Annotated in this window: 20 protein-coding genes, 1 tRNA gene and 1 pseudogene; 19 read left to right on the forward strand and 3 right to left on the reverse strand. The window is 63.5% G+C overall.

Annotation, left to right across the window (positions count from 1 at the left end):
• The first annotated feature begins 269 nt into the window (after window positions 1-269).
• From wbjC to CAP2UW1_RS00630, 11 genes are all read left to right on the forward strand, one after another.
• The gene (gene wbjC, locus CAP2UW1_RS00580) at window positions 270-1376 is read left to right on the forward strand and encodes a UDP-2-acetamido-2,6-beta-L-arabino-hexul-4-ose reductase (protein WP_041567990.1); all 1107 of its coding nucleotides are present in this window, start codon (window positions 270-272) and stop codon (window positions 1374-1376) included.
• 1 nt (window position 1377) lies between these two features.
• Window positions 1378-2511, forward strand: a complete 1134-nt coding sequence (gene wecB / locus CAP2UW1_RS00585) for a non-hydrolyzing UDP-N-acetylglucosamine 2-epimerase (protein ID WP_012806929.1) — start codon at window positions 1378-1380, stop codon at window positions 2509-2511.
• 12 nt (window positions 2512-2523) lie between these two features.
• The gene (locus CAP2UW1_RS00590; RefSeq protein WP_012806930.1) at window positions 2524-3771 is read left to right on the forward strand and encodes a glycosyltransferase family 4 protein; all 1248 of its coding nucleotides are present in this window, start codon (window positions 2524-2526) and stop codon (window positions 3769-3771) included.
• Window positions 3768-4733, forward strand: a complete 966-nt coding sequence (locus tag CAP2UW1_RS00595; protein ID WP_012806931.1) for a UDP-glucose 4-epimerase family protein — start codon at window positions 3768-3770, stop codon at window positions 4731-4733. The genes CAP2UW1_RS00590 and CAP2UW1_RS00595 overlap by 4 nt, the downstream gene beginning before the upstream one ends.
• Window positions 4734-4760: 27 nt before the next feature.
• On the forward strand, window positions 4761-5321 hold the full coding sequence (locus CAP2UW1_RS00600) for a sugar transferase (RefSeq protein WP_041567635.1): 561 nt from the start codon (window positions 4761-4763) through the stop codon (window positions 5319-5321).
• Window positions 5322-5432: 111 nt separating this feature from the next.
• Window positions 5433-7364, forward strand: a complete 1932-nt coding sequence (locus tag CAP2UW1_RS00605; RefSeq protein WP_012806933.1) for a polysaccharide biosynthesis protein — start codon at window positions 5433-5435, stop codon at window positions 7362-7364.
• Window positions 7365-7385: 21 nt separating this feature from the next.
• The gene (locus CAP2UW1_RS00610; RefSeq protein ID WP_012806934.1) at window positions 7386-7811 is read left to right on the forward strand and encodes an LPS biosynthesis protein; all 426 of its coding nucleotides are present in this window, start codon (window positions 7386-7388) and stop codon (window positions 7809-7811) included.
• A gap of 156 nt (window positions 7812-7967) precedes the next feature.
• Entirely contained in the window at window positions 7968-8297 is a 330-nt protein-coding gene (locus CAP2UW1_RS00615) for a hypothetical protein (RefSeq protein WP_291913221.1), read from the forward strand.
• 81 nt (window positions 8298-8378) lie between these two features.
• The gene (locus CAP2UW1_RS00620; RefSeq protein WP_012806936.1) at window positions 8379-10277 is read left to right on the forward strand and encodes a GGDEF domain-containing response regulator; all 1899 of its coding nucleotides are present in this window, start codon (window positions 8379-8381) and stop codon (window positions 10275-10277) included.
• A 177-nt stretch (window positions 10278-10454) separates the two neighbouring features.
• On the forward strand, window positions 10455-11864 hold the full coding sequence (gene xseA / locus CAP2UW1_RS00625; protein ID WP_012806937.1) for an exodeoxyribonuclease VII large subunit: 1410 nt from the start codon (window positions 10455-10457) through the stop codon (window positions 11862-11864).
• Window positions 11865-11954: 90 nt separating this feature from the next.
• The gene (locus CAP2UW1_RS00630) at window positions 11955-12542 is read left to right on the forward strand and encodes a Fe-Mn family superoxide dismutase (protein ID WP_012806938.1); all 588 of its coding nucleotides are present in this window, start codon (window positions 11955-11957) and stop codon (window positions 12540-12542) included.
• Between the two features lie 76 nt (window positions 12543-12618).
• Here the strand turns inward: CAP2UW1_RS00630 and ssb are convergent, their stop codons facing one another.
• Window positions 12619-13098 (reverse strand): single-stranded DNA-binding protein, encoded by a 480-nt coding sequence (gene ssb, locus CAP2UW1_RS00635; protein WP_012806939.1) that lies wholly within the window; start codon window positions 13096-13098, stop codon window positions 12619-12621.
• Between the two features lie 50 nt (window positions 13099-13148).
• Complete coding sequence (locus CAP2UW1_RS00640; protein ID WP_012806940.1) at window positions 13149-14354, reverse strand: MFS transporter; 1206 nt, start codon at window positions 14352-14354, stop codon at window positions 13149-13151.
• A 70-nt stretch (window positions 14355-14424) separates the two neighbouring features.
• Between CAP2UW1_RS00640 and uvrA the strand changes: the two genes are divergently transcribed.
• From uvrA to CAP2UW1_RS00660, 3 genes and pseudogenes are all read left to right on the forward strand, one after another.
• Window positions 14425-17298 carry an excinuclease ABC subunit UvrA gene (gene uvrA / locus CAP2UW1_RS00645; protein ID WP_012806941.1) on the forward strand — a complete coding sequence of 958 codons (2874 nt, stop codon included), beginning with the start codon at window positions 14425-14427 and terminating at the stop codon, window positions 17296-17298.
• 221 nt (window positions 17299-17519) lie between these two features.
• Window positions 17520-17828, forward strand: a pseudogene (locus tag CAP2UW1_RS00655) (HU family DNA-binding protein); the annotation flags it as partial.
• Between the two features lie 110 nt (window positions 17829-17938).
• Window positions 17939-18448 (forward strand): hypothetical protein, encoded by a 510-nt coding sequence (locus tag CAP2UW1_RS00660; RefSeq protein ID WP_012806943.1) that lies wholly within the window; start codon window positions 17939-17941, stop codon window positions 18446-18448.
• Here CAP2UW1_RS00660 and CAP2UW1_RS00665 read toward each other — a convergent pair.
• A complete protein-coding gene (locus CAP2UW1_RS00665; RefSeq protein ID WP_012806944.1) occupies window positions 18422-19480 on the reverse strand; it encodes a transposase in 1059 nt (352 codons plus the stop codon). The two genes, CAP2UW1_RS00660 and CAP2UW1_RS00665, sit on opposite strands and share 27 nt — an antisense overlap.
• A 75-nt stretch (window positions 19481-19555) precedes the next feature.
• On the opposite strand from CAP2UW1_RS00665, the gene CAP2UW1_RS00670 reads away from it, so the two are divergent.
• The 5 genes from CAP2UW1_RS00670 to CAP2UW1_RS00695 all read left to right on the forward strand — a co-directional run bounded on the left by CAP2UW1_RS00670 (window position 19556) and on the right by CAP2UW1_RS00695 (window position 25811).
• The gene (locus tag CAP2UW1_RS00670) at window positions 19556-19738 is read left to right on the forward strand and encodes a hypothetical protein (RefSeq protein WP_041567638.1); all 183 of its coding nucleotides are present in this window, start codon (window positions 19556-19558) and stop codon (window positions 19736-19738) included.
• A gap of 94 nt (window positions 19739-19832) precedes the next feature.
• Window positions 19833-19908 (forward strand) — tRNA-Ala (locus CAP2UW1_RS00675).
• A gap of 281 nt (window positions 19909-20189) precedes the next feature.
• Window positions 20190-21632 (forward strand): diguanylate cyclase domain-containing protein, encoded by a 1443-nt coding sequence (locus CAP2UW1_RS23420; RefSeq protein WP_012806945.1) that lies wholly within the window; start codon window positions 20190-20192, stop codon window positions 21630-21632.
• Window positions 21633-21707: 75 nt separating this feature from the next.
• Window positions 21708-22166 carry a hypothetical protein gene (locus CAP2UW1_RS00685; RefSeq protein WP_012806946.1) on the forward strand — a complete coding sequence of 153 codons (459 nt, stop codon included), beginning with the start codon at window positions 21708-21710 and terminating at the stop codon, window positions 22164-22166.
• Window positions 22167-22883: 717 nt separating this feature from the next.
• The gene (locus tag CAP2UW1_RS00695; RefSeq protein ID WP_012806947.1) at window positions 22884-25811 is read left to right on the forward strand and encodes an ATP-binding protein; all 2928 of its coding nucleotides are present in this window, start codon (window positions 22884-22886) and stop codon (window positions 25809-25811) included.
• Window positions 25812-25914: the final 103 nt, after the last annotated feature.

Here is a 25914-nt window from a genome sequence, read left to right on the forward strand (position 1 = left end):
AATGATAAAGCCGCTGGCGTGACGATGGATAAGGTTGTTAGCGTTGCTGCATTGGCTGATGGCTGGTTCAAGGTTGCGTTTTCCGATCGGCGAACGGCTGAGCTTGACGTAAAGCCGTTTGTGCGGTCAGGATTCTTTGCCGCGCTCAGGGATCGACACTACTTCGCCCTGGTTGGGCTTTTTTTCTCGGGGGTGGGATGGCTCGGCGGGAAGGATTTGGGTCCTGATACGATATCCGCCCGGCTGTTGGTTACGGAGCACCCATGACGATGCGCGTTCTAGTTACTGGATCTAAAGGATTTGTCGGGACAAACTTGACGGTTAGGCTTGGCGAGTTGGCTTGCTACGAAGCCATCGGCTTTGCCCGCGAAGATTCGCTGGACGATCTGGCGGAACGAGTGGGGCGTGCTGATGCGGTCGTGCATCTGGCGGGCGTCAATCGACCCAAGGACATTAAGGAATTCGCCGAGGGTAATGCCAATCTGACGGCGGAGTTGTGCGATCTAATTGCCGCAACAGGACGTAGGATTCCGTTGATCATTTCCTCCTCGGTCCAGGCCGATCTCGATAACCCGTATGGAGAAAGCAAGCGGGGTGCCGAGGTGGCGGGTGAAACGCTGGCCGAAAGGACCGGCAACCCGGTGTCCATTTATCGCCTGCCAGGCGTGTTCGGCAAATGGTGTCGGCCGAATTACAACTCAGTCGTCGCCACCTTTTGCCACAACATCGCCAATGATCTGCCCATCCAGATCAGCGACACTGCCTTCGCCCTCAGTCTGGTTTATGTGGATGATGTCGTTGGCGAGTTCATCCGTGCGCTGGATGCCATGCCTGCCGGGCTGAGTCGCGGCGAGGTCAGCACGGTTTACGGCATCACGCTGGGGGATTTGGCGGCGCAGATCGAGGCATTCAAGAATTGCCGCGAGTCGCTGGTTTCCGAGCGGGTCGGCGCTGGGCTGGTACGCGCGCTGTACGCTACCTATGTCAGCTACCTGCCGCCGGCCAAGTTCGCCTACGACTTGCCCAAGTACGGCGACGAGCGCGGCGTCTTCGTCGAGATGCTGAAGACGCAGGACTCCGGGCAATTTTCTTTCTTCACCGCCCACCCGGGGATTACGCGCGGGGGGCATTACCACCACACCAAGACCGAGAAGTTCCTGGTTATCAAGGGTTCGGCCCGATTCGGCTTCCGCCATATCGTCACCAACGAGCCCTACGAGGTATTCACCTCGGGCGACAGGCCGCAAGTGGTGGAGACCGTTCCCGGCTGGACGCACGACATTACCAATATCGGTGGCGAGGAAATGGTCGTGATGCTGTGGGCGAACGAGATTTTCGATCGCGCCCAGCCCGATACGATTGCCTGCAAGGTCTGACATGAAGAAGATGAAAGTCCTCACTGTCGTCGGCACGCGGCCAGAAATCATTCGCCTGTCGCGCGTGCTGGCCAAACTCGACGAGCATTGCGAGCACGTCCTGGTGCATACCGGACAGAACTACGATTACGAGCTCAACCAGATTTTCTTCGATGATTTGGGAATACGCAGGCCGGATCACTTTCTCAACGCTGCCGGTGCGACCGGCGCGGAAACGATCGGCAAGGTGATCATCGCCGTCGACGGTGTCTTGGGGGTGGAGAATCCCGATGCCATGCTGGTGCTGGGCGACACCAATAGCTGCATGGCGGTGATTCCCGCGAAGCGCCGGAAGATTCCCGTTTTTCACATGGAGGCCGGCAACCGTTGCTTCGACATGCGCGTTCCGGAAGAGATCAACCGCCGCATCGTCGACCATACGGCCGATATCAATCTGACCTACAGCACGATTGCCCGTGACTATCTGCTGCGTGAGGGACTGGCGCCGGACACGGTGATCAAGACCGGTAGCCCGATGTTTGAAGTCCTGACTTATTATCGGCAGGGAATCGAGGAGTCGGATGTGCTGACGCGCCTGCAGCTGGAAGCCGGCCGGTTTTTCGTCGTCAGCGCACACCGCGAGGAAAACGTCGATTCGGAAAAGAACTTCGGCAAGCTGGTGGGGGTACTCAATCGTATTGCCGAGCATTATGGGTACCCGGTAATCGTTTCCACCCATCCGCGTACGCAAAAGCGTGTAGACGCCATGGGGGTCGTGTTCCATTCGCTGGTGCGCTTGCTGAAGCCGCTGGGCTTCAAGGACTACAACAAACTGCAGATGATGGCGAAGGCCGTGCTCTCGGACAGCGGCACCATTACCGAGGAATCGTCCATTCTCGGTTTCGCGGCGCTCAACATCCGCGAGGCACATGAACGGCCGGAGGGTATGGAGGAAGCCGCGGTGATGATGGTGGGGCTCGAGGAAGTGCGCATCATGCAGGCCTTGCAGATTCTGGAGGCGGAGTTCAGCAGCAGTAGTGCGCGCAGCGTGCGCCCCATCGCCGACTACAGCATGCCCAATGTTTCGGAAAAGGTCGTGAGGTTGATTCACAGCTACGCCGACTATGTCGGCCGCGTGGTATGGAAGCGTTATTGAAGAGATCCGGTCGTGCGCATACTCGTCGTTAGCCAGTATTTCTGGCCCGAAAACTTCCGGGTCAACGATCTCGTGTCGGAACTGGGTACCAGGGGCCATCAGGTAACCGTGCTCACGGGTTACCCCAACTATCCTTCCGGCGAGGTTTTCCCGGAGTTCCGCAGCAACCCGGCCGACTATTCCGAGTATGCGGCGGCAAAGGTCGTGCGCGTGCCGCTGCTGCCGCGGGGAAGCGGCGGGTTGCGTCTCCTGCTCAATTACCTGAGCTTCGCGCTGAGCGCCAGCGTGCTCGGGGCATGGAGACTCCGGGGGCAGATTTTTGACGTGATATTCGTTTTCGAGCCGTCACCAATCACCGTGGGTTTGCCGGCCGTGCTGTTGCGGGCGTTGAAGCGGGCTCCCGTGGCCTTCTGGGTTCTCGACCTGTGGCCGGAAACGCTGGAGGCATTGGGTGTGGTGCGTTCGCCTGCCGTCATCAAGCTCGTCGGCCGACTGGTATCCTTTATCTACAATCGCTGTGATCTGGTGCTGGCACAGTCGAGAAGCTTCATCCCGCAAATCCGGAAATACTGCGCTGGCGACAAGCGTGTGGAGTATTTCCCGAGTTGGTCCGATTCGGACTTCGCTCTTTCGGCCGTGCAGCCCGCCGCCGAGGTGCCGGCTGCCGAGGGCGTGTTCAGCGTCATGTTTGCCGGCAACATGGGTGACGCCCAGGATTTTCCGGCAATCCTCGACGCGGCGGAGATCGTGAAGCACGACCGGAAGGTCCGCTGGCTGATCGTCGGCGATGGCCGGGCGTCCGGGTGGGTCAAGGCAGAGGTGGAGCGGCGCGGTCTGGGCGAGAGTTTCCTCTTGCTGGGGCGGCACCCGGTCGAGCGCATGCCTTCCTTCTACAAGCACGCCGACGCACTCCTCATGTCGCTGCAGGACAAGCCGATCTTTGCCATGACCATCCCGGGCAAGCTGCAGTCCTATCTGGCGGCCGGGATTCCCGTCCTTGCCATGCTCAATGGCGAGGGAGCCGACATCGTCCGTCGTTGCGGCGCTGGAGTGGCGTGCCCGGCCGGGGATGGGCGGGCGCTGGCGGCGGCGGTGCGCGAACTCGCCGGCAGGCAACGCCAAGAGTTGATGGCTATGGGCGCGCGCGGCGCGGTGCTGAGCCAGACGGAATTCGACCGGGCGACACTGATATCGCGCCTGCTGTCCGCGTTCACCTGCCTCGCGGAAGGCAGGCCGGAGTGGCAGGAGGTCAGCGAATGATCCTGGTCACCGGGGCGACGGGTTTCGTCGGCAGAGCATTGTGCGCGGCCTTGATCAGGAGTGGCTCGATCAGGATCGCCGTCCGCAATACGGCAGGCGAAAGCCCGGCCGACGGTGTGGACGTCGTGCGGGGAGAATTGTCGGCCACTGCCGATTGGTCGGCAGCGATGGCCGGGGTCGTCGCGGTGGTGCACTGCGCTGCACGCGTACACGTTATGAACGATGATGCCGTGGATCCGCTGGCCGAGTTCCGGCGCATCAACGTCGAGGGCAGCCTGCAATTGGCGAGACAGGCGGCGGCAGCCGGCGTCAGGCGCTTCGTCTTTCTCAGCTCGATCAAGGTCAACGGCGAGCAGACCGACCCAGGCAGGCCTTTCACGGCCGATCAGGCGCCCGGCCCCCTCGACCCCTACGGCATTTCCAAGATGGAGGCCGAAGCGGCCCTGCGCGCCCTGGCTCGCGAAACCGGGATGGCGGTGGTCATCATCCGTCCGCCCCTGGTCTATGGGCCGGCGGTGAAGGGCAATTTCCTGGCGATGATGCGTGCACTCTGGCGCGGTATCCCCTTGCCGCTGGGCGCCGTAACGGCCAATCGGCGGAGTCTGGTCGCGCTGGATAATCTTGTCGACCTGATCGTGACCTGCATCGCCCATCCGGCGGCGGCCAACCAGACCTTTCTCGTCTCCGACGCCGAAGACCTGTCGACGGCGGCTTTGCTGCGGCGGATGGGCCAGGCACTGGGGCGGCCGGCGCGACTGCTGCCGGTACCGGTTGGCATTTTGCGTCTGGCAGCGACGCTGCTCGGACGACCCGGGATCGCGCAGCGCCTCTGTGGGTCACTCGAGGTAGACATCGACAAAACACGGCACCTCCTCGGCTGGTCGCCGCCGCTCAGCGTTGACCAGGGTTTGCAGCGCACTGCAGCGCACTGGATGACGGCGCCGCAGAGTGCGCGTCGCTAGCGTGGTTTTCGTTTTCGGGCGATGTCGATGAAGCGCTTTTTCGATCTGCTGCTCGGTCTGTGCACCGCTACCGTTCTCGCCTTGCCCATTCTGATCGTTGCCGTCCTCGTGCGCCTCACTTCGAGGGGGCCGGCCCTGTACTGGTCGGATCGCGTGGGCAAGGGGAATGCCATCTTCCGGATGCCGAAGTTTCGCAGCATGCGCGTCGGTGCACCGACCGTAGCCACGCATTTGCTGCAGAATCCGGAGGCATACCTGACGCCGATCGGCTCTTTCCTGCGGCGATCCAGCCTCGACGAATTACCTCAGTTGTGGAGCATCCTTGTGGGTGACATGAGTTTTGTCGGGCCACGACCGGCGTTGTTCAATCAGCAGGATCTGGTCGCCCTGCGTACCGAGTATGGGGTGCATCGCTTGCTGCCCGGGTTGACGGGCTGGGCTCAGGTTAACGGCCGCGATGAATTGCCGATTCCCGAAAAGGTCAGGCTGGATGTCGAATACTTGCAGCGCGCCTCGCTGACGTTCGATATTCACATCCTCTGGCTGACCGCCGTCAAGGTTCTCAGGCGTGAAGGCGTGTCGCACTGACGTGCTGACAGAGAATGATCGAGATTATGGTGCGGAATGAACGATAATGTGTGATCGGCCGGCTTCTACGACAGCACAGCCGGTGTCAGGGAATCACCGGGATTTGCGCAGATGATGAAAGCCTTCTTGTCCCTGTCGCGTGGCCGCAAGCAGGCGGTGGCGATCGTCACCGACTTCGCGCTGCTCCTGCTGGCCTTGTGGTCGGCGCTGGCGCTGCGCTTCGAAACGTGGACTCCCAGCTTCGCCACCTATGGATGGCAGGTGCTGGCTGCACCCCTACTGGCGATTCCCATCTTCATTCGCCTGGGCCTGTACCGGGCAGTTATCCGCTTCATGGAGGACCGGGTTGTTTTCGTGGTCACCGGCGGCGTGGCCCTGTCGGTCGTCCTGTTGGCGGCCGGTATAGCCCTGACCCATACGCCAGGACTTTCGCGTGGTGTTCTCGGGATTTATTGCATGTTGGCCATCCTCTACGTCGGCACCGCGAGGTTCCTGGCGCGCAGCTATTTCCTGCGTGCAGAACGCGCCGAGGATTCGCGCAAGCGGGTGGCCATTTATGGTGCCGGTAGTGCGGGAACACAGTTGGCTTACGCCTTGCGTGCTGGTCGGGAGTACCTGCCGGTGGCTTTCGTTGACGACAATGCGGCTTTGCAGCGAATTGAAGTCGCCGGTTTGCGGGTTCAGTCGCCCGATCAGTTGATGCCCATGATGGCTGCCGGGCGCATCGAGGAGGTGCTGCTGGCAATCCCGTCAGCCAGTCGGTCACGCCGGGCGGAGATCATCGGCAGCCTCGAGGGTCTCCATTGCAAGGTCAGGCTGGTTCCCGGCATGGCGGATGTGGTGAGCGGCAACGTGACGGCCGACGCCATCCGGGAGGTCGAAATCGAGGACCTGCTGGGTCGCGAATCCGTGGCGCCCGACGCGGCATTGCTGGGTCGCTGCGTCACGGGGAAGGTGGTAATGGTTTCCGGGGCTGGCGGCTCGATCGGCGCGGAACTCTGCCGACAGATTGTCCAGCTGCGACCCAGCCGCCTGGTCCTGATGGAGCGTTCCGAGTTTGCCCTCTATTCGATCGAGCAGGAGTTGGCCACGCTCTGCGTGGGCGGCAGTGCGTGCGTCGAACTCGTGCCCGTACTGGGTTCGGTACTTCACCAGAAGCGCAACGAAATGGTGATGAAGAGTTTCGGAGTGCAAACGGTCTACCATGCGGCCGCCTACAAACATGTCCCTCTGGTCGAGCATAACCCGATCGAGGGCCTGCGCAACAATGCCGTGGGCACGCGGCGAATGGCCGAAGCGGCGCTGGCGGCCGGCGTCGGCACCTTCGTTCTGATCTCGACCGACAAGGCGGTACGTCCGACCAATGTGATGGGCGCCAGCAAGCGGCTTGCCGAGCTCATCCTGCAGGCATTGGCGCGAAGCGGTGGAGGCACGCGTTTCTGCATGGTGCGCTTTGGCAATGTGCTGGGTTCCTCCGGATCGGTCGTGCCCCTCTTTCGCCGGCAGATCGCCGCCGGCGGCCCGATCACCCTGACGCACGCCGAGATCACGCGCTACTTCATGACCATCCCCGAGGCGGCACAACTCGTCATTCAGGCGGGATCGATGGGTGAAGGCGGCGAAGTCTATGTTCTGGACATGGGGAAGCCTGTTAGAATCATTGACCTTGCTCGCCGCATGGTGCACCTGAGCGGTCTCGAGGTGCGCGACGAAGAGCATCCCGACGGTGACATTGCCATCGAAGTGGTTGGTCTGCGCCCCGGCGAGAAGCTCTACGAAGAGTTGCTGATCGGCGAGAACGTCGAAGGAACGACGCATCCGCTGATCATGCGGGCGCATGAGCATGAGCTTCCGTGGGCGTTGCTGGCCGAGCGGCTGGCGGTCATGGACGATGCCTGCCAGCGCTTCGACTACGAGCAAGCACTGGCCTTGCTGGTTTCATTGGTGAAGGAATACTCACCGGCACCGCACGGCGATGGCGACGGCGAGTTGTTATGGAATGCGATGACCAGACCCGGCCGCGGCGAGGTTGTCGTACATTGAAAGCTCAGGAAGCTTGAGCCCATGAGCCAAATCCAGCGTGCGCAGGACTGGGAGATGACTGCGTTTGACCTATGGCAGAAGTTGCGGGCGGGCTGGCGCCGTGGCGTCGGTGGCGCTGCGATCGGTTTGCTCGTTGCCGGGCTGGCGATCGCGCGGACGCCGCCGCAGTATGAAGCGGTGGCCGTTGTCCAGGTTGGGCCGATCGGACAAATCGGGCAGCAGAATGGTCCGCTGAGGCTTGTCCCCAGCCTGCCGGTCGAGCCACCGGCGAACGCAGTCGAGCGAATCAAGACCGCGGCTTCCCAGTCTAGTGTCGCCGAACATCCCGGCAATCAGGCCTGGATCGATGCCTTGCGCGCTTCGCCAAGCGTCTGCGCCGCGTATCTGTCGGCGCAGGTTGCGCAAGACGACCGTCAATCCGCGGGCGTTGGCATCCGCGTTGATTGAGCTGAAGGAGACTGACGACAGTGCGGGGAATGCCAGGAATTCTGCCAAGGAAGCGGCATCCGAACTGGCAAGACGGCATTCGGAATTTGCTAGGCCCTGATGGCAAGAATGCAAGTCGCCTTGGCGCTCGCCAGGGCGAAGCTGGCGAGCGCCGAAATGGAAACCGAGAGCCTGAACAGGTTTGTAGCGAATGCCGGGATCAAGGACGATCGCTTTACCCAACTGTCGTTGTTGACATCCTTGCGTCTCCAGAAGGAGTCGGAGTTCTTCAATCAGGGGCCGATCGTTTCGATGCTCGAAGCCGCATTGAATCCGCCTGCAACGCAATCGTCAGAGGCGATAGAGCCAGTTTTTGTCTCGGACAAGCCGGTCTCTCCAACAAAAGGCTTGCTGCTGGCGTTGGGTTTGATCGGTGGGCTGTTTGCCGGGGTGGTTTCCGTGTGTTTGCCAGCCATGCCCGGTGGCGCGCGAGAGCTGAACGCCTGACTCGGACAGCTTCCTGAGGGAGCTGATTAACGCGTGCCCCAGCCATCATTGCGAGATGTCGCCAACCGTTAGCAGGAAACCATGAACACGATCGAACAACTGCGGCTCAGCGGTCGACTCCCCAGCCCGAAGGGAGTGGCTTTGGCGATCATGGAAATCACTCGGCGCGAGGAAACGACTCTCGACGAGGTGGCGCGGGTGGTACAGAGCGATCCCGCCCTGTCCAGCCGCCTCTTGCGCCTGTCCAATGCCGCGGCGCGCGGCCGGCCGGTGGTTTCCATCAGCGAGGCTGTGATGCGCCTGGGCATGGCGACCGTGCGTCGGCTGGCAATGGCGTTCTCACTGGTCGACCAGTATCTGGAAGGCCCTTGCCCTTCGTTCGACTATCCGGGTTTCTGGTCACATTCCCTGTTCATGGCGGTCGCCAGCCAGGAGCTGGGTCGGTTGCTGCCGGCCGCCTCACCGGACGAACTGTTCGCCTGTGGATTGTTGGCGCAGGTCGGCTCGCTGGCATTGGTCACCGTCTACCCTGCCGACTACGCGAGGCTGCTGACGGAGTCGTGCCATGGCGTGGCGCTGATGGAGCTGGAGCGCAGGCGGCTCGGGGTTGACCACAGCGAATTCACGGTCGCCATCATGGCCGACTGCGGCATCCCCAAGGCCCTGACGGAGCCCGTCTATTACCATGAAGTGCCCGAGACGTCAGGCTTTGCGGAAGGCTCCCGGCCTTACCAACTGGTCAATCTGTTCTTCCAGGCGCGCCGCATGGCCGATCTCGGTCGTTCGGCAGTGACCGAGCCCCACGGCAGCATCTCCGAACTCATGCTCCTCGGCGGCAAGATCGGTCTGGACGCGACGGCCCTCGGTGAGGTGTTCGACCAGGTGGTTCGCCAATGGCAGGAGTGGGCCGAGTTGCTGAAAGTGCCCGTTGGTCATCTCCCCTCCTTCGATGCCATGGCCAATGCTCCGGTGCCCCGTCCGGAGCAGGAGGCCGCGGCAACCGGCACTCGCCAGGTGGTGTTGCTGGTGGAGGACGATCCCACCACCCGCATGATGACCGAAGGCGTGCTCTCGCACCTTCTTGGCTGCACCGTACACACCGCCGAGAATGGCCGGGAGGCGCTCGCCCTCGCTCTCGAGGTGACGCCCCAGATCGTCGTCACCGACTGGCTGATGCCGGTCATGGATGGGCTGGAGTTCTGCCGCGCCCTGCGTGCCACCGACTGGGGGCAATCGATGTATGTGATCATGCTGACCGGCGAGGAGACGGAAGAGAAGATCATCGAGGCCTTCGAGGCGGGCGTGGACGACTACGTCACCAAGCCGGTGAATGTCCGCGCCCTGAGCGCCCGGATGCGCGCGGCGCTGCACTACGTCAAGCTGCTCGATGCCTGGGAGCGCGACCGCGCGCAACTCAAGCAGTTCGCGGCTGAGCTGGCCACCAGCAATCGGCGCCTCGAACATGCCGCGATGACCGACCTGCTGACCGATCTGCCAAATCGGCGGGCCGGCATGGAGTCGCTGGCCCGGTTCTGGAGCGCCTCCATGCGTACAGGCCAGCCTGTGGCGGCGCTGATGATCGACGTCGATTTCTTCAAGTCCGTCAATGATCGGCATGGTCACGCCGTCGGCGACCGGGTCCTGCAGGAAGTGGCCAGGGCCATCCAGAGTGCAGCCCGCAAGGACGACAGCGTCAGTCGCATTGGTGGCGAGGAATTCCTGCTCGTGTGTCACGACGCGGATCCGCGGGCTGCCCTGCTGGCGGCCGAGCGTCTGCGCCGGATGGTCAAGGCCCTGAAGATCAGCGTTGGCGGCGTGGACATCCAGGTATCCGTGAGCGTCGGCGTTGCGAGCCGGGAAGCGGGCATGGAGAGTGAAGACGACATGCTGCGCGCCGCGGACAAGGCCCTCTACGCCGCCAAGAATGCCGGTCGGGACCGGGTGTGCCTCTTCGCTCTGGGCAAGGCACGTTGCGCTTGAAAGCGGAGCGCCATCCCCGCACTTCCTCTCCGCGGCGAGGGCAGAGTGTTTCCTCGGACGGCGCCGGCGGTCAGGAACCGGCTTGGCTTGGCCAGTGGCCGCCGTTCGCTGGCCAGCCATGCGCGTGCGCGTGACGCCTGCGCTGCGCTGACCGCGCCAGCCCATCGAAAGCGATCCATGTCCGACATCCCCTCGCCAGCCACCGGCCTGCCGGCATTCGTGCCGGTGATCGCCGTCTCCCTGCTCAATCGCCTCGCGCGCGAGCGACTCGAAGCGGCCTTTCCGCTGTGCTGGGTCGCCGGCGAGGTCTCGAACCTCAGCCATGCGGCCTCCGGGCACGTCTACTTCTCGCTCAAGGACGCCGCGGCGCAGGTTCGCTGCGTCATGTTCCGCAGCCGAACGCAGCTACTCGGCTGGCGTCTGGAAAATGGTCAGCATATCGAGGCGCGTGTCCTGGTGACGCTCTACGAGGCGCGCGGCGACTTCCAACTCAACGTCGAAGCGGCGCGTCGGGCCGGCGTCGGCAACCTCTACGAGAAGTTCCTTCGTCTCAAGGAGAAGCTCGAAAGCGAGGGATTGTTTGCGAGCGCCGGCAAGCGCCCCTTGCCCGGTTTCCCGCGCCGCATCGGCATCGTCACCTCGCTCCAGGCGGCTGCCCTGCGCGACGTCCTGAGCACGCTCGCGCGTCGTGCACCACAGGTCGGCATCGTCGTCTATCCCACCCTGGTGCAGGGCGAGGGTGCCGCGTCGCAGATCGCCGAGAGCATTCGCATCGCCGGCGAGCGCCGGGAGTGCGAAACGCTGATCGTCTGCCGAGGTGGTGGCAGCATGGAGGACCTGTGGGCTTTCAACGACGAACTCGTCGCCCGTGCCATCCGCGCCTGTCCCATTCCGGTGGTCAGCGGCATTGGCCACGAGACAGACTTCACGATCGCCGACTTCGCCGCCGATCAGCGTGCGCCAACGCCTACCGCCGCCGCGGAGCTGGCCGCCCCAGAGCAGCTCGTTCTGCTCGCCCGGCTTGCCGCCCGGCAACTGGCCCTGCGTCGCAGCGTCGACCAGCAGATCAACCAGCGCGGCCAGCAACTCGACTGGTTGACGCGCCGGCTCCAGCACCCGGCACAGTATCTTGCGCATCAGCGCGAGGTTCTGCGCAATCAGCAGCGCCAACTCGCCGCCGCCCTGTTGCAGGCCAGCGCCCGGGCACGGACGGCGCTGGCCGACCTGAGCCGTCGACTGCTGCTGGCTCGCCCGGAGACGTCGCGCCGCACTGGTCAAGTCGAAGCGCTGGCGGCGAGGCTGCGCGGCGCGTGGCAACAGGCTGCGCAGCGCCAGGGTGCCGACCTCGCGCGGCTGACGGCCAGTCTCGCGCACCTCAACCCCGCCGCCGTACTGGCGCGCGGCTACTGTGTCGCACTCGATGAGCGAGGACGGATCGTTCGCGATAGCCGATCTGTGGAACCAAGCCAGCGGATCGCTGTCTTCTTCGAGCGCGGACGAGCGGATGCCGCGGTGCTGGCGGTTTTCCCCGACGGTGGCCTGGCCCCGGCTGTAGCTGCCATTGCCAGCAAGGCAGGCCCCGAATAGAATCCGACAGTCAAACGACACGAAAAAGACAGCAAGGCGCCTGCGCTCGCCGATCCCTATCGCCTGATAACGACCTCACGGAGAACACAAATGGAACATCAGCTGCCCCAATTGCCCTTTGCCATGGACGCCCTTGCTCCACACATGTCCAGGGAGACTTTCGAATACCACTACGCTAAACACCATCAGGCCTACGTAACGAACCTGAACAATCTGATCAAGGGCACCGAATACGAGGCGCTCGACCTCGAGGCGATCATTCGCAAGGCTCCGGCCGGGGGCGTGTACAACAATTCGGCGCAGGTGTGGAATCACACCTTCTTCTGGAATTGCCTGACGCCGAATGGCGGTGGCGCTCCCGGCGGCGCGCTGGCGGCCGCGATCGACGCCAAGTGGGGCTCGTTCGCCGAGTTCAGCAAGGCCTTTCAGACGTCCGCCGTCGGCAACTTCGGGTCTGCCTGGACCTGGCTGGTCAAGAAGGCCGACGGTTCTGTGGACATCGTCAACATGGGTGCTGCCGGCACGCCGCTGACCACCGGCGACAAGGCCTTGCTCTGCATCGACGTCTGGGAGCACGCCTACTACATCGACTATCGCAACCTGCGGCCGAAGTACGTCGAGACCTTCCTCGCGAGCCTGGCCAACTGGCGTTTCGCCGAGCAGAACTTCGCCGGCTAGGACGCCTGCGTCCGCTGGACAACAAGAAACCCAGGCCCGGCTCTCCGCGACCTGGGTTTCTGGGGGTCCGGCAGGTTCAGAACGGGATGTCGTCGTCCATATCGTCAAAACTCGGCGTTTTCTTGGCGGGCGCCGAGCGTGCCGCACCGCTGGCGGGTGCGGCCGAAGACGGCATGCTGCCGCCGTATTCACTCTCACTGCTGGCCGGCGAGCCCATGCCTTCGCGGCTACCGAGCATCTTCATTTCGTTGGCAATGATCTCGGTCGTGTAGCGCTCGTTGCCGTCCTTGTCCTGCCACTTGTTGGTCCGGATGCGCCCTTCGACATAGATCTGGCGGCCCTTCTTGAGATACTGGCCGGCCGTCTCGGCCAGCTTGCCGAAGAAGACGACGCGGTGCCATTCGGTGCTGTCCTTCAGCTCACCCGATGCCTTGTCACGGAAGCGGTCGGTAGTCGCCATCCTGATGTTGCAAATCGCGTCGCCGTTGGCCGAATAGCGGGTTTCCGGATCCGCACCAAGGTTGCCGACGAGAATCACTTTATTGACCGAAGCCATGTTGCCTCCCTGAACGGTGAAGGAAAAGAGCCAAGCGTCATTATAGAGGCTTAGGCAGCCTGTTGCCGGGTGCGCAGCGGCGGTATCGACATTGACAGACCCAGCATCAGCCAGACCAGCGCCAGCGCTGCCCCACCTGCCCAGACGGCACCGGGGCCGGCGTATTTGGCCAGCACGCCGCCGAAGACGCCGCCGAGAAACAGTCCGAGCGCCTGAGTGGTGTTGTACACGCCGAGCGCCGCGCCCTTGGCGTGCGGTGGCGCAATCCGCGAAATCAGCGAAGGCTGCGTCGCTTCGAGGATGTTGAAGGCGACGAAGAAGAGCGTCAGCCAGAAAGCCAGTCCGTAGAGCCCTGCCGAAAAAAGGCCGAAACCGAACTGAACGAGCAGCAGCAGCACAATCGCGGCGTTGAAGATCAGTTTCATGCGCGAGAAGCGCTCGGCGACGATGATCGCCGGCACCATGATCACGAAGGACAGCAGCAGCGCGGGCAGGTAGACCTTCCAGTGCTCGGCGACCGGCAGGCCGCCGGTGCTGATCAGCTCGGCCGGCAGCAGCACCCACATCGCGGTCAGCATCAGGTGTAGCGCAAAGACACCGAAGTTCAGGCGCAACAGCTGGCGATGCGCGAGGACTTCGACAAAACTCTGCCAGGTGGGTTGGCGCGGTACCGCGGGTGCGGCAGGCACCACCCTGATGACGACAAAGATGGCCAGCAGGGCGAGAATCCCGGTCAGCGCGAAAATGCCGGGCATGCCGATGCTGACGAAGAGCAGCGGCGCGCCGACCATCGAGATGGCGAAGACCAGCCCGATCGACGAACCGATCATCGCCATCACCTTGGTTAGGTGCTGTTCACGCGTCAGATCGGCAGCGAGTGCCGTGACCGCCGCCGAAATGGCACCGGCACCCTGCAGCACGCGGCCGGCGATGACGATATAGATGTCGCCAGCGAAGGCGGCAACGAAGCTGCCGATGACGAAGACAATGAGTCCGAAGACGATCACCGGTTTGCGCCCGAAACGGTCCGAGGCCGCTCCATAGGCAATCTGCAGGCAGGCCTGCGTGAGGCCGTAGGCGCCAAGAGCAATGCCGACCAGCGCCACATCGTTGCCGGAAGGCAGCTCCTTGGCGTAGATCGCAAACACCGGCAGGATCAGGAAGAGGCCCAGCATGCGCAGGGCAAAAACGGCCGCCAGGCTGACGCCGGCGCGCTTCTCATCGCTGCTCATACGGTCGGTGGTCGAGACGGACATGGAGTTTGCTGCCGGACTGCGGAATTGCGTATATTAGCAGGTTTGCCCACGGCCCTCCGGCCGGCAGCCAATGGACGAGACCCGAGAGATACGCATCCGCGGCGCACGCACGCATAATCTGAAGAACGTCAGTCTCGACCTGCCGCGCAACCGGCTGATCGTGATTACCGGTCTTTCCGGTTCGGGCAAGTCGTCGCTCGCCTTCGACACGCTCTACGCCGAGGGGCAGCGGCGCTATGTCGAGTCCCTGTCGGCCTACGCCAGGCAGTTTCTGCAACGCATGGAAAAGCCCGACGTCGATCTGATCGAAGGGTTGTCGCCGGCGATCTCGATCGAGCAGAAGGCGACCAGTCACAATCCGCGCTCGACCGTCGGCACGGTCACCGAAATCCACGACTACCTGCGCCTGCTTTTCGCCCGCGCCGGTACGCCCTACTGCGCCGAACACCAGCAGCCGCTGGAAGCGCAAACCGTCTCGCAGATGGTCGATCATGTCCTGGCGCTGCCGGAAGGCACCCGCCTGATGATCCTGGCGCCGGTCGTTGCCAACCGCAAGGGCGAGCAGCTCGAGCTCTTTGCCGAACTGCGTGCGCAGGGTTTTGCCCGGCTGCGCGTCGATGGTCAGATCCACGAGATCGACGCGCTGCCCAAGCTGGCCAAGACGCACAAGCACACCGTCGACGTCGTCGTCGATCGGCTGAAGGTCCGCGAAGACCTGCGCCAGCGCCTCGCCGAATCCTTCGAAACCGCGCTGCGCCACGCTGACGGTCGCGCGATCGCCTACGAAATGGATAACGAGCACGAACATTTCTTTTCCGCCAAGTTTGCCTGCCCGGTGTGCTCCTATTCCATACAGGAACTCGAGCCGCGGATTTTTTCCTTCAACAGCCCGATGGGCGCCTGTCAAAAATGTGACGGTCTGGGCGTCATCCAGTTCTTCGACCCGAAGCGCATCGTCGTCAGGCCCGAGCTGTCCCTGGCCGCCGGCGCGATTCGCGGCTGGGACCGACGCAACCCCTTCTACTTTCAGATGCTCTGCTCGCTCGCCGAGCACTATGGTTTTGCCGTCGACACGCCGTTCGACGCACTTCCCGACAACGTCAGGCAGGTCGTCCTCTACGGTTCCGGGCGGCAGGAACTGCCGTTCAGCTACGTCAACGAACGCGGCCGGCCCAGCGTTCGCCAGCATGCCTTCGAAGGCATCGTCGTCAATCTCGAGCGACGCTACAAGGAGACCGACTCGAACGCCGTTCGCGAGGAACTGGCCCGCCTGATCAGCAACAGGACCTGTCCCGCCTGCCACGGCAGTCGCCTGCGCGAAGAGGCGCGCAACGTGCGCGTCGGCGTGCGCGCGAGTGCACGCACGCTGCACGAGATCAATCGCCTGCCCCTCGCCGAAGCGCGCGCCTATTTTCTCGCCCTCCAGCTTCCCGGCAACAAGGCGCAGATAGCCGAAAAGGTGCTCAAGGAAATCGTCAGCCGGCTGCAGTTCCTCATCGACGTCGGCCTCGACTACCTGTCGCTCGACCGCTCTGCCGAAACGCTGTCCGGCGGTGAGGCGCAGCGCATCCGTCTCGCCTCGCAGATCGGCTCGGGGCTGACCGGCGTCATGTACGTCCTCGACGAACCGTCGATCGGCCTCCACCAGCGCGACAACGAGCGGCTCCTGAAGACGCTCAAGCGCCTGCGCGACATCGGCAATACCGTGATCGTCGTCGAACACGACGAGGAAGCCATTCGCGGCGCCGATTACGTCGTCGACATCGGCCCCGGCGCCGGCGTCCACGGGGGCTACGTCGTCGCCGAGGGCGTTCCCCAGGCGATCATCGACAATCCGGCCTCACTGACCGGTGATTTCCTGGCCGGCCGCCGGTGCATCGCCATGCGCGCCGTCAGGCGCCAGCCGGAAGCCGGGCGAGTGCTGCAGATCATCGGTGCGCGCGGCAACAACCTCCGGGACGTTTCGGTCGACATCCCGCTTGGCCTGCTCACCTGTGTCACCGGCGTCTCCGGTTCGGGCAAGTCAACGCTGATCAACGACACGCTCTACACGGCAGCCGCCAGGCATCTCTATGGCGCCAGCAGCGAGGCCGCCGAGCACGACCGCATCGTCGGGCTCGAGTACTTCGACAAGGTGATCAACGTCGACCAGAGCCCGATCGGCCGTACGCCACGCTCCAATCCGGCCACCTACACCGGCCTGCTGACACCGATCCGCGAACTCTTCGCTGGCGTTCCGGAATCCCGCTCACGCGGCTACGGGCCAGGCCGCTTTTCGTTCAACGTCAAGGGCGGGCGTTGCGAGGCCTGCCAGGGCGACGGCGTGCTCAAGGTCGAAATGCACTTTCTGCCCGATGTTTACGTTCCCTGCGACGTCTGTCACGGCAAGCGTTACAACCGGGAGACGCTTGAAGTCCAGTACAAGGGCCGCAACATTCACGAGGTCCTGCAGATGACTGTCGAGGTGGCGCGTGCCTTTTTCGACGCTGTGCCGGTCGTCGCCCGCAAGCTGCAGACGCTGGTTGACGTCGGTCTGAGCTACATCACGCTCGGTCAGGCGGCGACGACTCTTTCGGGTGGCGAGGCACAGCGCGTCAAGCTCGCCCTTGAACTATCCAAGCGCGACACCGGCAGAACACTTTATATTCTTGACGAACCGACCACCGGGCTGCATTTTCAGGATATCGAGATGCTGCTGACGGTGCTGCACCGCCTCGTCGATCACGGCAATACGGTCGTGGTCATCGAACACAACCTCGACGTCATCAAGACGGCCGACTGGCTGATCGACCTCGGGCCGGAGGGTGGCGCCGGCGGCGGACGAATCCTCGCCGTCGGCACCCCGGAACGTGTGGCTCTGGAGGAGGAAAGCCATAGCGGCCGCTTCCTGCGGCCGCTACTCATGCGCCGGCGCGAGGCCTCTGCGGCCCGCCTGGGCGAGTGAAGGTGACGCAGGCGCGGCGGCGGTCGCTGTTGGCGTCCCAAACAGCGAGGAAAGTCGCGCCGAAGACCTGAGAAACCTTCTCGTTGGCGCCGCCGACGGCTAGAAACGCGAAAAAAAGTTGTTTGGCACCGATGGATTCCGTGACAGAATTCACCTTCCTGCAATCTTTTCCTTCCCTTCGTTAGACGTCCTCGAAATGCGGGCATACAGATCGAGGAAGACCTTCACCCATCATAGGAGATAACATGAACAAGTCCGAACTGATCGACGCGATTGCCGCCCGAAGCGAACTCTCGAAAGCGGCGGCAGCAAAAGCGCTTGACGCCGTGATCGAGACGATCGTGGACAGTGTTGCTCAGGGAGAAACGGTGACTCTGGTTGGTTTCGGTTCCTTCAAGGCCAGTGGGCGTGCTTCGCGCGAGGGCAAGAACCCGAAGACCGGGGAGAAGATTCACATCCCGGAAACCACGGTTCCGAAGTTCTCCGCCGGAGCGACCTTCAAGGCGCGAGTCGCCGGCAAGGACGTATGACTTTCTCACGCAGCATGCGCGAGCGGCTCGTCCTTGAGTCAGGCTCGCTGTCCGCAACAAGCGCCAAATTGCCGTCCTCCCTCTTTTCTTCTCTCGTACAGGAGTCCCTGATGCGTCTTTGCACCGCCCTTGCCACCGCAGCGCTTGCCCTCATGCCGCTGGCTGTTTCCGCCCAACAGGCCCCGGCCGCCGAAGCACTGACCGCGGTAGCCCCGGGTAAGTTTGCCGGCATGATCGAAGCCAAGGTTACCCTCGTCGTCGAGTCGATTGACAAGGCCACGCGTGGCGTCGTCCTCAAGGATGCCAAGGGCGACCAGATCAAGATCGTCGCCGGCGACGAAGTCAAGAATTTCGACCAGATCAAGGTTGGTGACAACGTCATCGCCACTTACACCCAGGGCCTGGTAATCACCCTCAAGAAAGGCGGCGGCGCGCTGCGTGAGCGGATCGACAGTGGCGAAACCGCCTCCGCCGCCAAGGGCGAGAAGCCGGCCGGCTATGAGGTCAAGGAGGTTACCTTCGTCGCCTTACCACCTATCATGTTTCGGCCCCCTGAAAGAACTTGGGAAGAGGCAGTGCGCTGGCAGCGCGTCTCAAGAGAAGGCGGAGGCCGCGTTTGAACCAGGAAAGGGCACTGCGATAGGCTTTGCGGACACTCCAATGGTTGGGGTCGGTCTGCTCACGGGCTTTTTTTCAGTGGCGGTGGGATTGCAGCGGGCGTCCTCCTGCCCGGCCTGAACACACCAGTACATGGCCAGCGCCATGATCAGGATAAGGCAATCGAGACGCTTGGGCGCTTCGAGTTTCGTATCCTCCAGGCGGAAGCCGCGGCTCTTGAAGTCCGAGAACATCGGTTCGATGGCCCAGCGCGCGCCGTAGTCTCGGACCGCGGCCCGGTTGGGCGGACAATCCATCGCGATGATCCAGGGCTCGGGGTGTCCAGGCTCATGCAGCACGCCAATCGCCATTGGGATGCCCGCTTCGAACAGACGCGCATTCGCCTCATAGCGCTCACGCACGCCGGCGGCCAACTCGCCGGTGGTCCCGATGCCAGCGCAACCGACATCAACCAACAGGTTCCCCTTCAGGCGCAGCCGATACTGCCAGCCCGTCGCGAGGAGCCACTCGAACAAGGCCACGGAGGGGTAGAATCGATCCGCCAGCAGCATCACCGCCGCGCCTTCGGGCAACCACGCCCGTACCTCCTCCAGCAGCACCTGCTGCCCGGCAAAGCCAATATTGGCCTCGCCTTCCTCGATCCGCCACACCAGCGGCAGCGATCGGTCGCCGCGGCGCACGCTGATCATCAATACCGCGAAGCGATCGCCCAAGTCGGTCTGGTCCATCGACAGCAGAATCGTCTGTCCTCCCGCCGCCGCTTGCTCCAGCGCTCGGCGAGCGAAGGGTTCAAGCACCCCCGCACTGCGGATCAGCCGGTTCGTCAGCAGTCGCCGCAACCACTGCTCGCGCATGTCCGCACGTTCCGTGTTCAGCGCCAGTAGCGTCGACAATTCCATCGTGTTCGGTGTGCGCGCCTGAATCATCGCCGCCACCGCTAGCGGTAGCTTTTTCAGGATCGTCTTGCGCATCCCAGGGAGGGCCTCTTCCAGACCAAACCGTACCTCATCCGCTAACTTATCTGTCTTTCCCATCGTCTCTCAATGTGTTGCCTCGTAGTAATGAGAGATTACATTAAAAGTGATGGGTGGTAAGCCTTCGTCGCCGACGTGCAACAGGTTGACCGCAAGAATCAGACGGTCACCTTGCGTGGCGCGACCAGGACCGTTCGCCTGAAGATCAAGGATCCGGAACAGCTCAAGCTGATCAAGAAGGGTGATCAGGTTGAGGGCGTTTATGCGGAAGCCGTGGCCGTTTCCGTCGTGCCAGCACCCGCCAAAGGCAAGAAATAAGAGTGCCGTCTTCCTCGGGTAGACGGCTTGGCATCGCCAGGCCGTTTCCGGGATTGACGCTGCAAGTTGCGCCGCGTAGAATCCGTGCGGCTTTGGGGGCATAGCTCAGCTGGGAGAGCGTCTGGTTCGCAATCAGAAGGTCGGCAGTTCGATCCTGCCTGTCTCCACCAAGGAAAGCACGCATTCGGCCAGGCCCACAAGGCCTGGCCTCTTTGTTTTCTGCTTGCCTGTGATCGCCTTGCCGCCACGTCCAAGAAATCCAGAGTAAGGTGACGAACGGTGCGGGCGTGAGGCGTGACGGACCGGCATGGCGTTCTGTCCGGCGGCCAACTGCACCTCGTGGCGGGGACGCCCGAAGCTTGGCGCCGTCGGCGGAGAAGGGTGATAATTCCCGCCTCGTGGGGTGTCTGGCGTTGCCCCGCGCCATGTCAACCAGCACGGAGCCTACACCATGAGCGACGTCAATAGCGAAGGCCACTCCGGCGATGCAGTGGCTGAGAGATTGGCAAAGTACGTCGTCGACGCTTTGCCGATTCCGATGTTCGCCATCGACGCTGAGCACCGGGTTGTCTTCTGGAATGCTTCCTGCGAGCGGATCACCGGGATTCCAGGCAAGTTCATGCTGCGCAAGGCCGGCGCCTGGTCCGCCTTCTATCCAAGCCGGCGGCCGGTCATGGCCGATCTGGTCCTGACCGGCTGCCGCCACGAGGACCTCGAACGCTATTACGAGGGCAAGTACCGGCCCTCGGTTTTGGTCGAGGGGGGCTGGGAGTGTGAGGATTTCTTCCCGCAGCTACCGGCTGGCGGCAAGTGGCTGGCCTTCACGGCGGCGCCGCTGCGCGACGGCGAAGGCCGTGTCATCGGCGCCGTTGAAACTTTCCGCGACATAACGGCACAGCGCGAAGCGGAACGGGCAGCACGCGATGGGGCAGTCCTCCTATCGGAAATCGTCCAGGGCTGCCCGGTGCCGATGTTCGTGATCGACGCCGAGCACCGGGTAACGCATTGGAATCGCGCTTGCGAGTCGATGGCTGGCGTGCCGGCTGAGCAGATGATCGGCTCCCGGCAGCACTGGTGGCCGTTCTATCCGGAGCCGCGACCGGTGATGGCCGACCTCGTTCTCGATGCGGCGATCGGCGAAGTGGAGAAGTTCTATGCCGGCAAGTACCAACCCTCGCGGTTGATAGCCGGCGCCTGGGAGGCCAAGGATCACTTCCCGCAGTTCCCGGGTGGCGGGCGCTGGTTGTATTTCACGGCCGCGCCCTTGCATGGCGCCGACGGCCGGGTGATCGGCGCCGTCGAAACGCTGCAGGACATCAGCGAGCAGAAGCGTTACGAGGCCCAGCTGGAAGACCAGGCACGGCAGGATCTGCTGACCGGACTGGCCAACCGCCGGGTCCTCGAAGAGCGCCTGAAGCAGGCGCTGGCGCAAGCCGCGCGCGACGGACGCGTGGTCGCGGTCGCCTTCATCGACCTCGATCACTTCAAGCCGATCAACGACGAAATGGGGCATGCGGCGGGTGACGCCCTGCTGCGCGAACTCGCCACGCGTCTCACGTCCATGGTGCGCGACGTGGATACAGTGGCGCGGGTTGGCGGCGACGAGTTTGTCGTCGTGCTCTCCGCACCCGAGTCGGCGGAAGCCGTCGAGGGCGTGATTCGTCGCATCATCGATGCAGTTGGCCGCCCGGTCACCATCGCCGGACGTGAGGTGCAAGTGGGTTGCAGCGTCGGCATTGCCCTGTATCCGGACCACGGCACGGATCAAGCCGGTCTGCTGCGCGACGCCGATACCGCCATGTACATCGCCAAGGCTGCGGGGCGCAACGGCTACCATGTTCATTGCCAGTCGGCAGACGTGCCACCCCCGCTCGGTGACTCTCCGGCGCCGTGAACGTCGGCTCGCTCCTTGTCGGAACTTCGCTGCGACTCGCTCCTCAAACGCCTTGGTGGTAACAGGAGAATCGATATGCAGCGACCGCCCCACTTTCACGGCCTGGTGGCCGGCAGCGTCCTGCTCGCCCTCGCCAGTGTTGCCGACGCTCAGGCCTTGTTTCTGGCCCGGCGGGCGATCGGACGCATCGAGCAGATGGCGCAGTCGTCGCCCACCACCGGCGCCGCCTACGATGTGGCGACGGTGATCGTCGAGGTGACGGCGGACAAGGTTTTCGAAACCGTAAAGCGCCTGCTGGCCCAGAACACGCAACTCCGAGTGACGCGCAGCGACGACGCCAAGCGCTCGATCGAATTCACCGACGGCACACAGATCGGCGGCATTCAGGTCAACCCGCTGAACGACAGCCTCTCGCAAATGATGGTATCGACTGCGCACCCGGGCATCGCTAGCTCGACCACGTCGACGATCGTCGCGCGCACACTCGCCATGTGCCGGGAGTTGAACGTCGTCTGTGAGCAGGGACAGTCCTGAGGGCCGCGCGTTGTAAACGGGAAGGGCGCGATCAAAGCGGGAAGTGCAACTCGCACACGGTCGTGCCACGCTCCGAACGGATGACGGCGTCCCCATATTCATTTCGACGAGCAAGGCCACATCGGCGGCCATGTACTTGCGTGCGAAAGGCTGCGCCAGTGCCCGGTAGCGCATGGCCAGCGCGAGGGCGGCCAGACGCTTGCCTCGCCAGCGGGCTACCAAGTGGGTGACTTGCGCCCGACTGTACCTGCTGGTGTTCTGCAGGTAGCGCCGCAACACACCCCGATCACGCTGCCTTCGGCCAGACTTGACCAAAGGGCGTGCGACGACCACTATTGCAAAGTGCGCTGTGCAACTTCGCAGCTTGGAGGGCGAACCCCAAGGATCGCGAGAGGAGCAGTGTCGAGCACGAGATCTGTGCGCCTCGTCGCCGTAGTCGCCCTGGTATTTGTCTGTATTGCGACCAATGGAGCCATTGTCGACAATGATCGGGTTCAAATGCCGGTGCCGAGCCAGTCGACAGAGAACCAGCCAACAATCGCGAACGCTGGCATCGACGCTGACTGCGCCCTGGGTGTGGCGGCCGCGTCCGATCCATGGTGACTTTGCCGATCCGGAAGCGCTACGGGCGTCAATTGCGCGACCGGCCACTCGGGCACCACTTCCTTGGCTGGCGCTCGAGCGTCCTACGCCATATCGAAACCGCTTGACATCCCAATGATCGAACGCCCCGCCAGCGGTCGCCCCAAGGGTGAACCCCATCCGCTACGAGTGCGCTTTGACCGATTCGAGCTCGACGAGGCCAACGCGCGCTTGCTGCGCGACGGAACGGCTGTCGCGCTCGCGCCGAGGCCATTCGCCGTCCTGTGCGCACTCGTGCGGCACGCCGGATCCCTGCTCACCACGAACGCTTTGCTCGATGAGGTTTGGGGCCACCAGTTCGTGACCGACTCGGTGTTGAGAACCGCCATCAGCGAGCTCCGGACGGTGCTCGACGACGATGCCCGCAAACCGCGTTACATCGAAACGGTGTCGCGGCGCGGGTATCGCTTCGTTGCCGCTCCCAGTGCGCTCGCCGCTGCGCCTGGCGTCCAGCCAAGCGTTTCGGGCTTTACCGCCGCGCACGTGCCCTACTTCATCGGTCGCGCCGAACCACTATCACGACTACGCCGCACCTGGGACACTGCGTGCAGCGGCAAGCGCGCGGTGGGCTGGATTGTTGGCGAGCCGGGTATCGGCAAGACGACGCTGATCGAACAGTTCATTGCGCGCCTCGGCAACGTCGCGTGCGCGCGCGGCCAATGCGTCGACCACTATGGCACGGCTGAGTCCTATCTTCCCGTTTTGGAAGCGCTGGATGAGTTGTGCCGCAGCGACAGCGAGGTGCCGTCCTTGCTGCGCGCCGTGGCGCCGACCTGGCTGCTGCAACTGCCGTGGCTCAGCACGACGGACGAGCGAGAAGCACTACGACGAGAGCTCGCCGGCGTCAGCCCGGATCGCATGTTGCGCGAGATGGGCCAGTTCCTTGATCGCTACACCGAGCGTCGCCCACTGTTGCTGGTGACCGAGGACCTGCACTGGAGCGACCGCGCGACGATCCAGCTCATCGACTACATCGCGCGGCGCCGCGGCAGCGCGCGGATCATGTGGCTTGCAAGCTTCCGTCTTGCCGAGGTCGTGGCCCTCGACCATCCGCTCAACCCGTTGCGGCACGAGCTCCGTCTGCATGACTTGTGCGAGGAGATCGTGCTCGATCCGTTCTCCGAAAGCGAGGTGGCCGACTACGTGGCGGCACGATCGCCAGCGATCGCCACCGACGAAGCGTTCGTGCGCGCTTTGCACGAGCGCACCGACGGCGTAGCGCTGTTCGTCGCGTCGGTGATGACGGAAGTGATCACGCGCGCCGAACATGCCGGTGACAACGCTTCCGCCGGGTCGCAGCTCGCGAAAATCGCGGTTGCGGAGCATCTCGCGGCGATCATCGATCATTACATCGCCAAGCTCACAGGCGATCAGCGCCTGGTGCTCTCGGCCGCCGCCGTTTGCGGCATCGAGTTCGGTATCCCTACGATCTCGGGAGCACTCGAGCGGGACGCTTTTTGGGTCGGCCAGACGTGCGACGAGCTCGCGCGCGCGCAGTTGTGGCTCGTCGCCCCGCGTCCCCAGGGAGGTAACAATGCAGCAGAGTTGCCGTATTCGTTCAGGCATGCGCTTTTTCGCCAGGTGCTCTACGAGCACACGAACCCATCGATTCGGTCACAGCTCCACCGCAAGGTCGGCACCACGCTCGAACGCGAGCGTGCGGCAGGCGCCTCGGTCGCCGCGGCGGAACTCGCCATGCACTTCGAGCTTGGCCGCGAGCCGATGGCCGCGCTGCGCCACTACGTTGCGGCTGCCGAAGCGGCGCTCGCGCGCCTGAGCCCGCGCGAGTGCATGAACCTCACTGAGCATGCGTTGACCCTTCTTGGCCAGGCGCCGGAGGGCACCCAACGCAACGCGCTGGAGATCGCGCTCGCCACGTTTCATGGAGTAGCGGCCACCCACGTACATGGTATCAGTCATCCCGAAGCGAAAATCGCGTTCCAGCGTGCGTACGCGCTTCTCGCCGACATCCCCGATCATTCGATGCGCGGACGGCTGCTGCACGGGTTCGCGTTCGTTCTCAGCCTGCGGGCGGACTATGCCGAGGCGCTGGCGGTGGCGGAACGAGCCGAGGCGCTCTCGTCTGCACCCAACGATCCGGTGCTTGTGCTCGTCACGTGTATCGTGCACGGATACGTGGCTCAGCTTCAGGGCCGACTGCGCGCGGCTGGCACATGGATCGAGCGCGGGCTCGTGGCCGCGGAGCTTCTCGAACTGGCGCCGGTCGAAATCTTCGTGGCCGATCCACAGGTCACGCTGCTGGGCCTGCAGGGCATCCACCTTCTTCATTCCGGGTTCGTCGAACAGGCGCGCGCGCGGTTGGAGCGCGCGCACGCGCGCGCGCTCCTCCTGGGATGGCCGAACACGCGGCTGGCGGCACTCTGGTACGCTGCGCTGTTTGAGGTCCGACTCGGCAACGCAGAACGTGTCGCGGCTCTGGCCGACGAAATGCGTGCACTTGTCGACGAATCCAAGGTCGCGCAAGGTCGGACGGCGTGCCGGTGGTTTCGCGGCTGGGCGGATGCCCGGATGGGACGACCGCGCGACGGCTATCGCCGCATTCGAGAAGCGTACGAAGACAATACCCAGCTCGGGATGCTGGCGGGAGGCAGTGAGGTCCTTGGGTATGCTACGGAGGCCTTGGTGCTTGCCGGCGACTGGGATGGCGCGCAACACGAACTCGAGGACGCGCTGCAAGTGGCGAACACGCTCGGTGAGCGCGTGTATCTGCCGCAGTTGTTCGTGATGCAGGCTGTCATCGGGCGCGCGCGTGGCGACCGCGCGGCCGCCGACGCCGCCATTCGGCGCGCCATCGTGGAGGCCAGAGCGCAGGAGGCGCCGTGGCTGGAGTTGATGGCACTGATCGAACTGTGCGAGCGCCACAGTGCAACGGCCGAAGACCGACGCGCGCTTGCCGAACTCGTCGATCAGCTTCCCGAAGCGCTCGACACACCCGCGGCCGCGAGGGCGCGAGCACTGCTCGCCAAAGCGAAGTCTGGGTAGACCACGTCGGTTTACCCGAATCCGGACGACTTGGCGACGTTACGCTGACAACTCGCCGTACAAGAACTCTTAGGCTAGCCTCGATGACTCACTATCGACAACT

It is taken from the genome of Candidatus Accumulibacter phosphatis, assembly GCF_000024165.1.
Lineage (GTDB): Bacteria > Pseudomonadota > Gammaproteobacteria > Burkholderiales > Rhodocyclaceae > Accumulibacter > Accumulibacter phosphatis.

Excerpts from the sequence above, each read along its gene's own strand:
- wbjC (WP_041567990.1), top strand. The coding sequence starts at position 270 with ATGCGCGTTCTAGTTACTGGATCTAAAGGATTTGTCGGGACAAACTTG.
- wecB (WP_012806929.1), top strand. The coding sequence starts at position 1,378 with ATGAAGAAGATGAAAGTCCTCACTGTCGTCGGCACGCGGCCAGAAATC.
- CAP2UW1_RS00595 (WP_012806931.1), top strand. The coding sequence starts at position 3,768 with ATGATCCTGGTCACCGGGGCGACGGGTTTCGTCGGCAGAGCATTGTGC.
- CAP2UW1_RS00600 (WP_041567635.1), top strand. The coding sequence starts at position 4,761 with ATGAAGCGCTTTTTCGATCTGCTGCTCGGTCTGTGCACCGCTACCGTT.
- CAP2UW1_RS00605 (WP_012806933.1), top strand. The coding sequence starts at position 5,433 with ATGATGAAAGCCTTCTTGTCCCTGTCGCGTGGCCGCAAGCAGGCGGTG.
- CAP2UW1_RS00610 (WP_012806934.1), top strand. The coding sequence starts at position 7,386 with ATGAGCCAAATCCAGCGTGCGCAGGACTGGGAGATGACTGCGTTTGAC.
- CAP2UW1_RS00615 (WP_291913221.1), top strand. The coding sequence starts at position 7,968 with ATGGAAACCGAGAGCCTGAACAGGTTTGTAGCGAATGCCGGGATCAAG.
- CAP2UW1_RS00620 (WP_012806936.1), top strand. The coding sequence starts at position 8,379 with ATGAACACGATCGAACAACTGCGGCTCAGCGGTCGACTCCCCAGCCCG.
- xseA (WP_012806937.1), top strand. The coding sequence starts at position 10,455 with ATGTCCGACATCCCCTCGCCAGCCACCGGCCTGCCGGCATTCGTGCCG.
- CAP2UW1_RS00630 (WP_012806938.1), top strand. The coding sequence starts at position 11,955 with ATGGAACATCAGCTGCCCCAATTGCCCTTTGCCATGGACGCCCTTGCT.
- ssb (WP_012806939.1), bottom strand. The coding sequence starts at position 13,098 with ATGGCTTCGGTCAATAAAGTGATTCTCGTCGGCAACCTTGGTGCGGAT.
- CAP2UW1_RS00640 (WP_012806940.1), bottom strand. The coding sequence starts at position 14,354 with ATGTCCGTCTCGACCACCGACCGTATGAGCAGCGATGAGAAGCGCGCC.
- uvrA (WP_012806941.1), top strand. The coding sequence starts at position 14,425 with ATGGACGAGACCCGAGAGATACGCATCCGCGGCGCACGCACGCATAAT.
- CAP2UW1_RS00660 (WP_012806943.1), top strand. The coding sequence starts at position 17,939 with ATGCGTCTTTGCACCGCCCTTGCCACCGCAGCGCTTGCCCTCATGCCG.
- CAP2UW1_RS00665 (WP_012806944.1), bottom strand. The coding sequence starts at position 19,480 with ATGGGAAAGACAGATAAGTTAGCGGATGAGGTACGGTTTGGTCTGGAA.
- CAP2UW1_RS23420 (WP_012806945.1), top strand. The coding sequence starts at position 20,190 with ATGAGCGACGTCAATAGCGAAGGCCACTCCGGCGATGCAGTGGCTGAG.
- CAP2UW1_RS00685 (WP_012806946.1), top strand. The coding sequence starts at position 21,708 with ATGCAGCGACCGCCCCACTTTCACGGCCTGGTGGCCGGCAGCGTCCTG.
- CAP2UW1_RS00695 (WP_012806947.1), top strand. The coding sequence starts at position 22,884 with ATGATCGAACGCCCCGCCAGCGGTCGCCCCAAGGGTGAACCCCATCCG.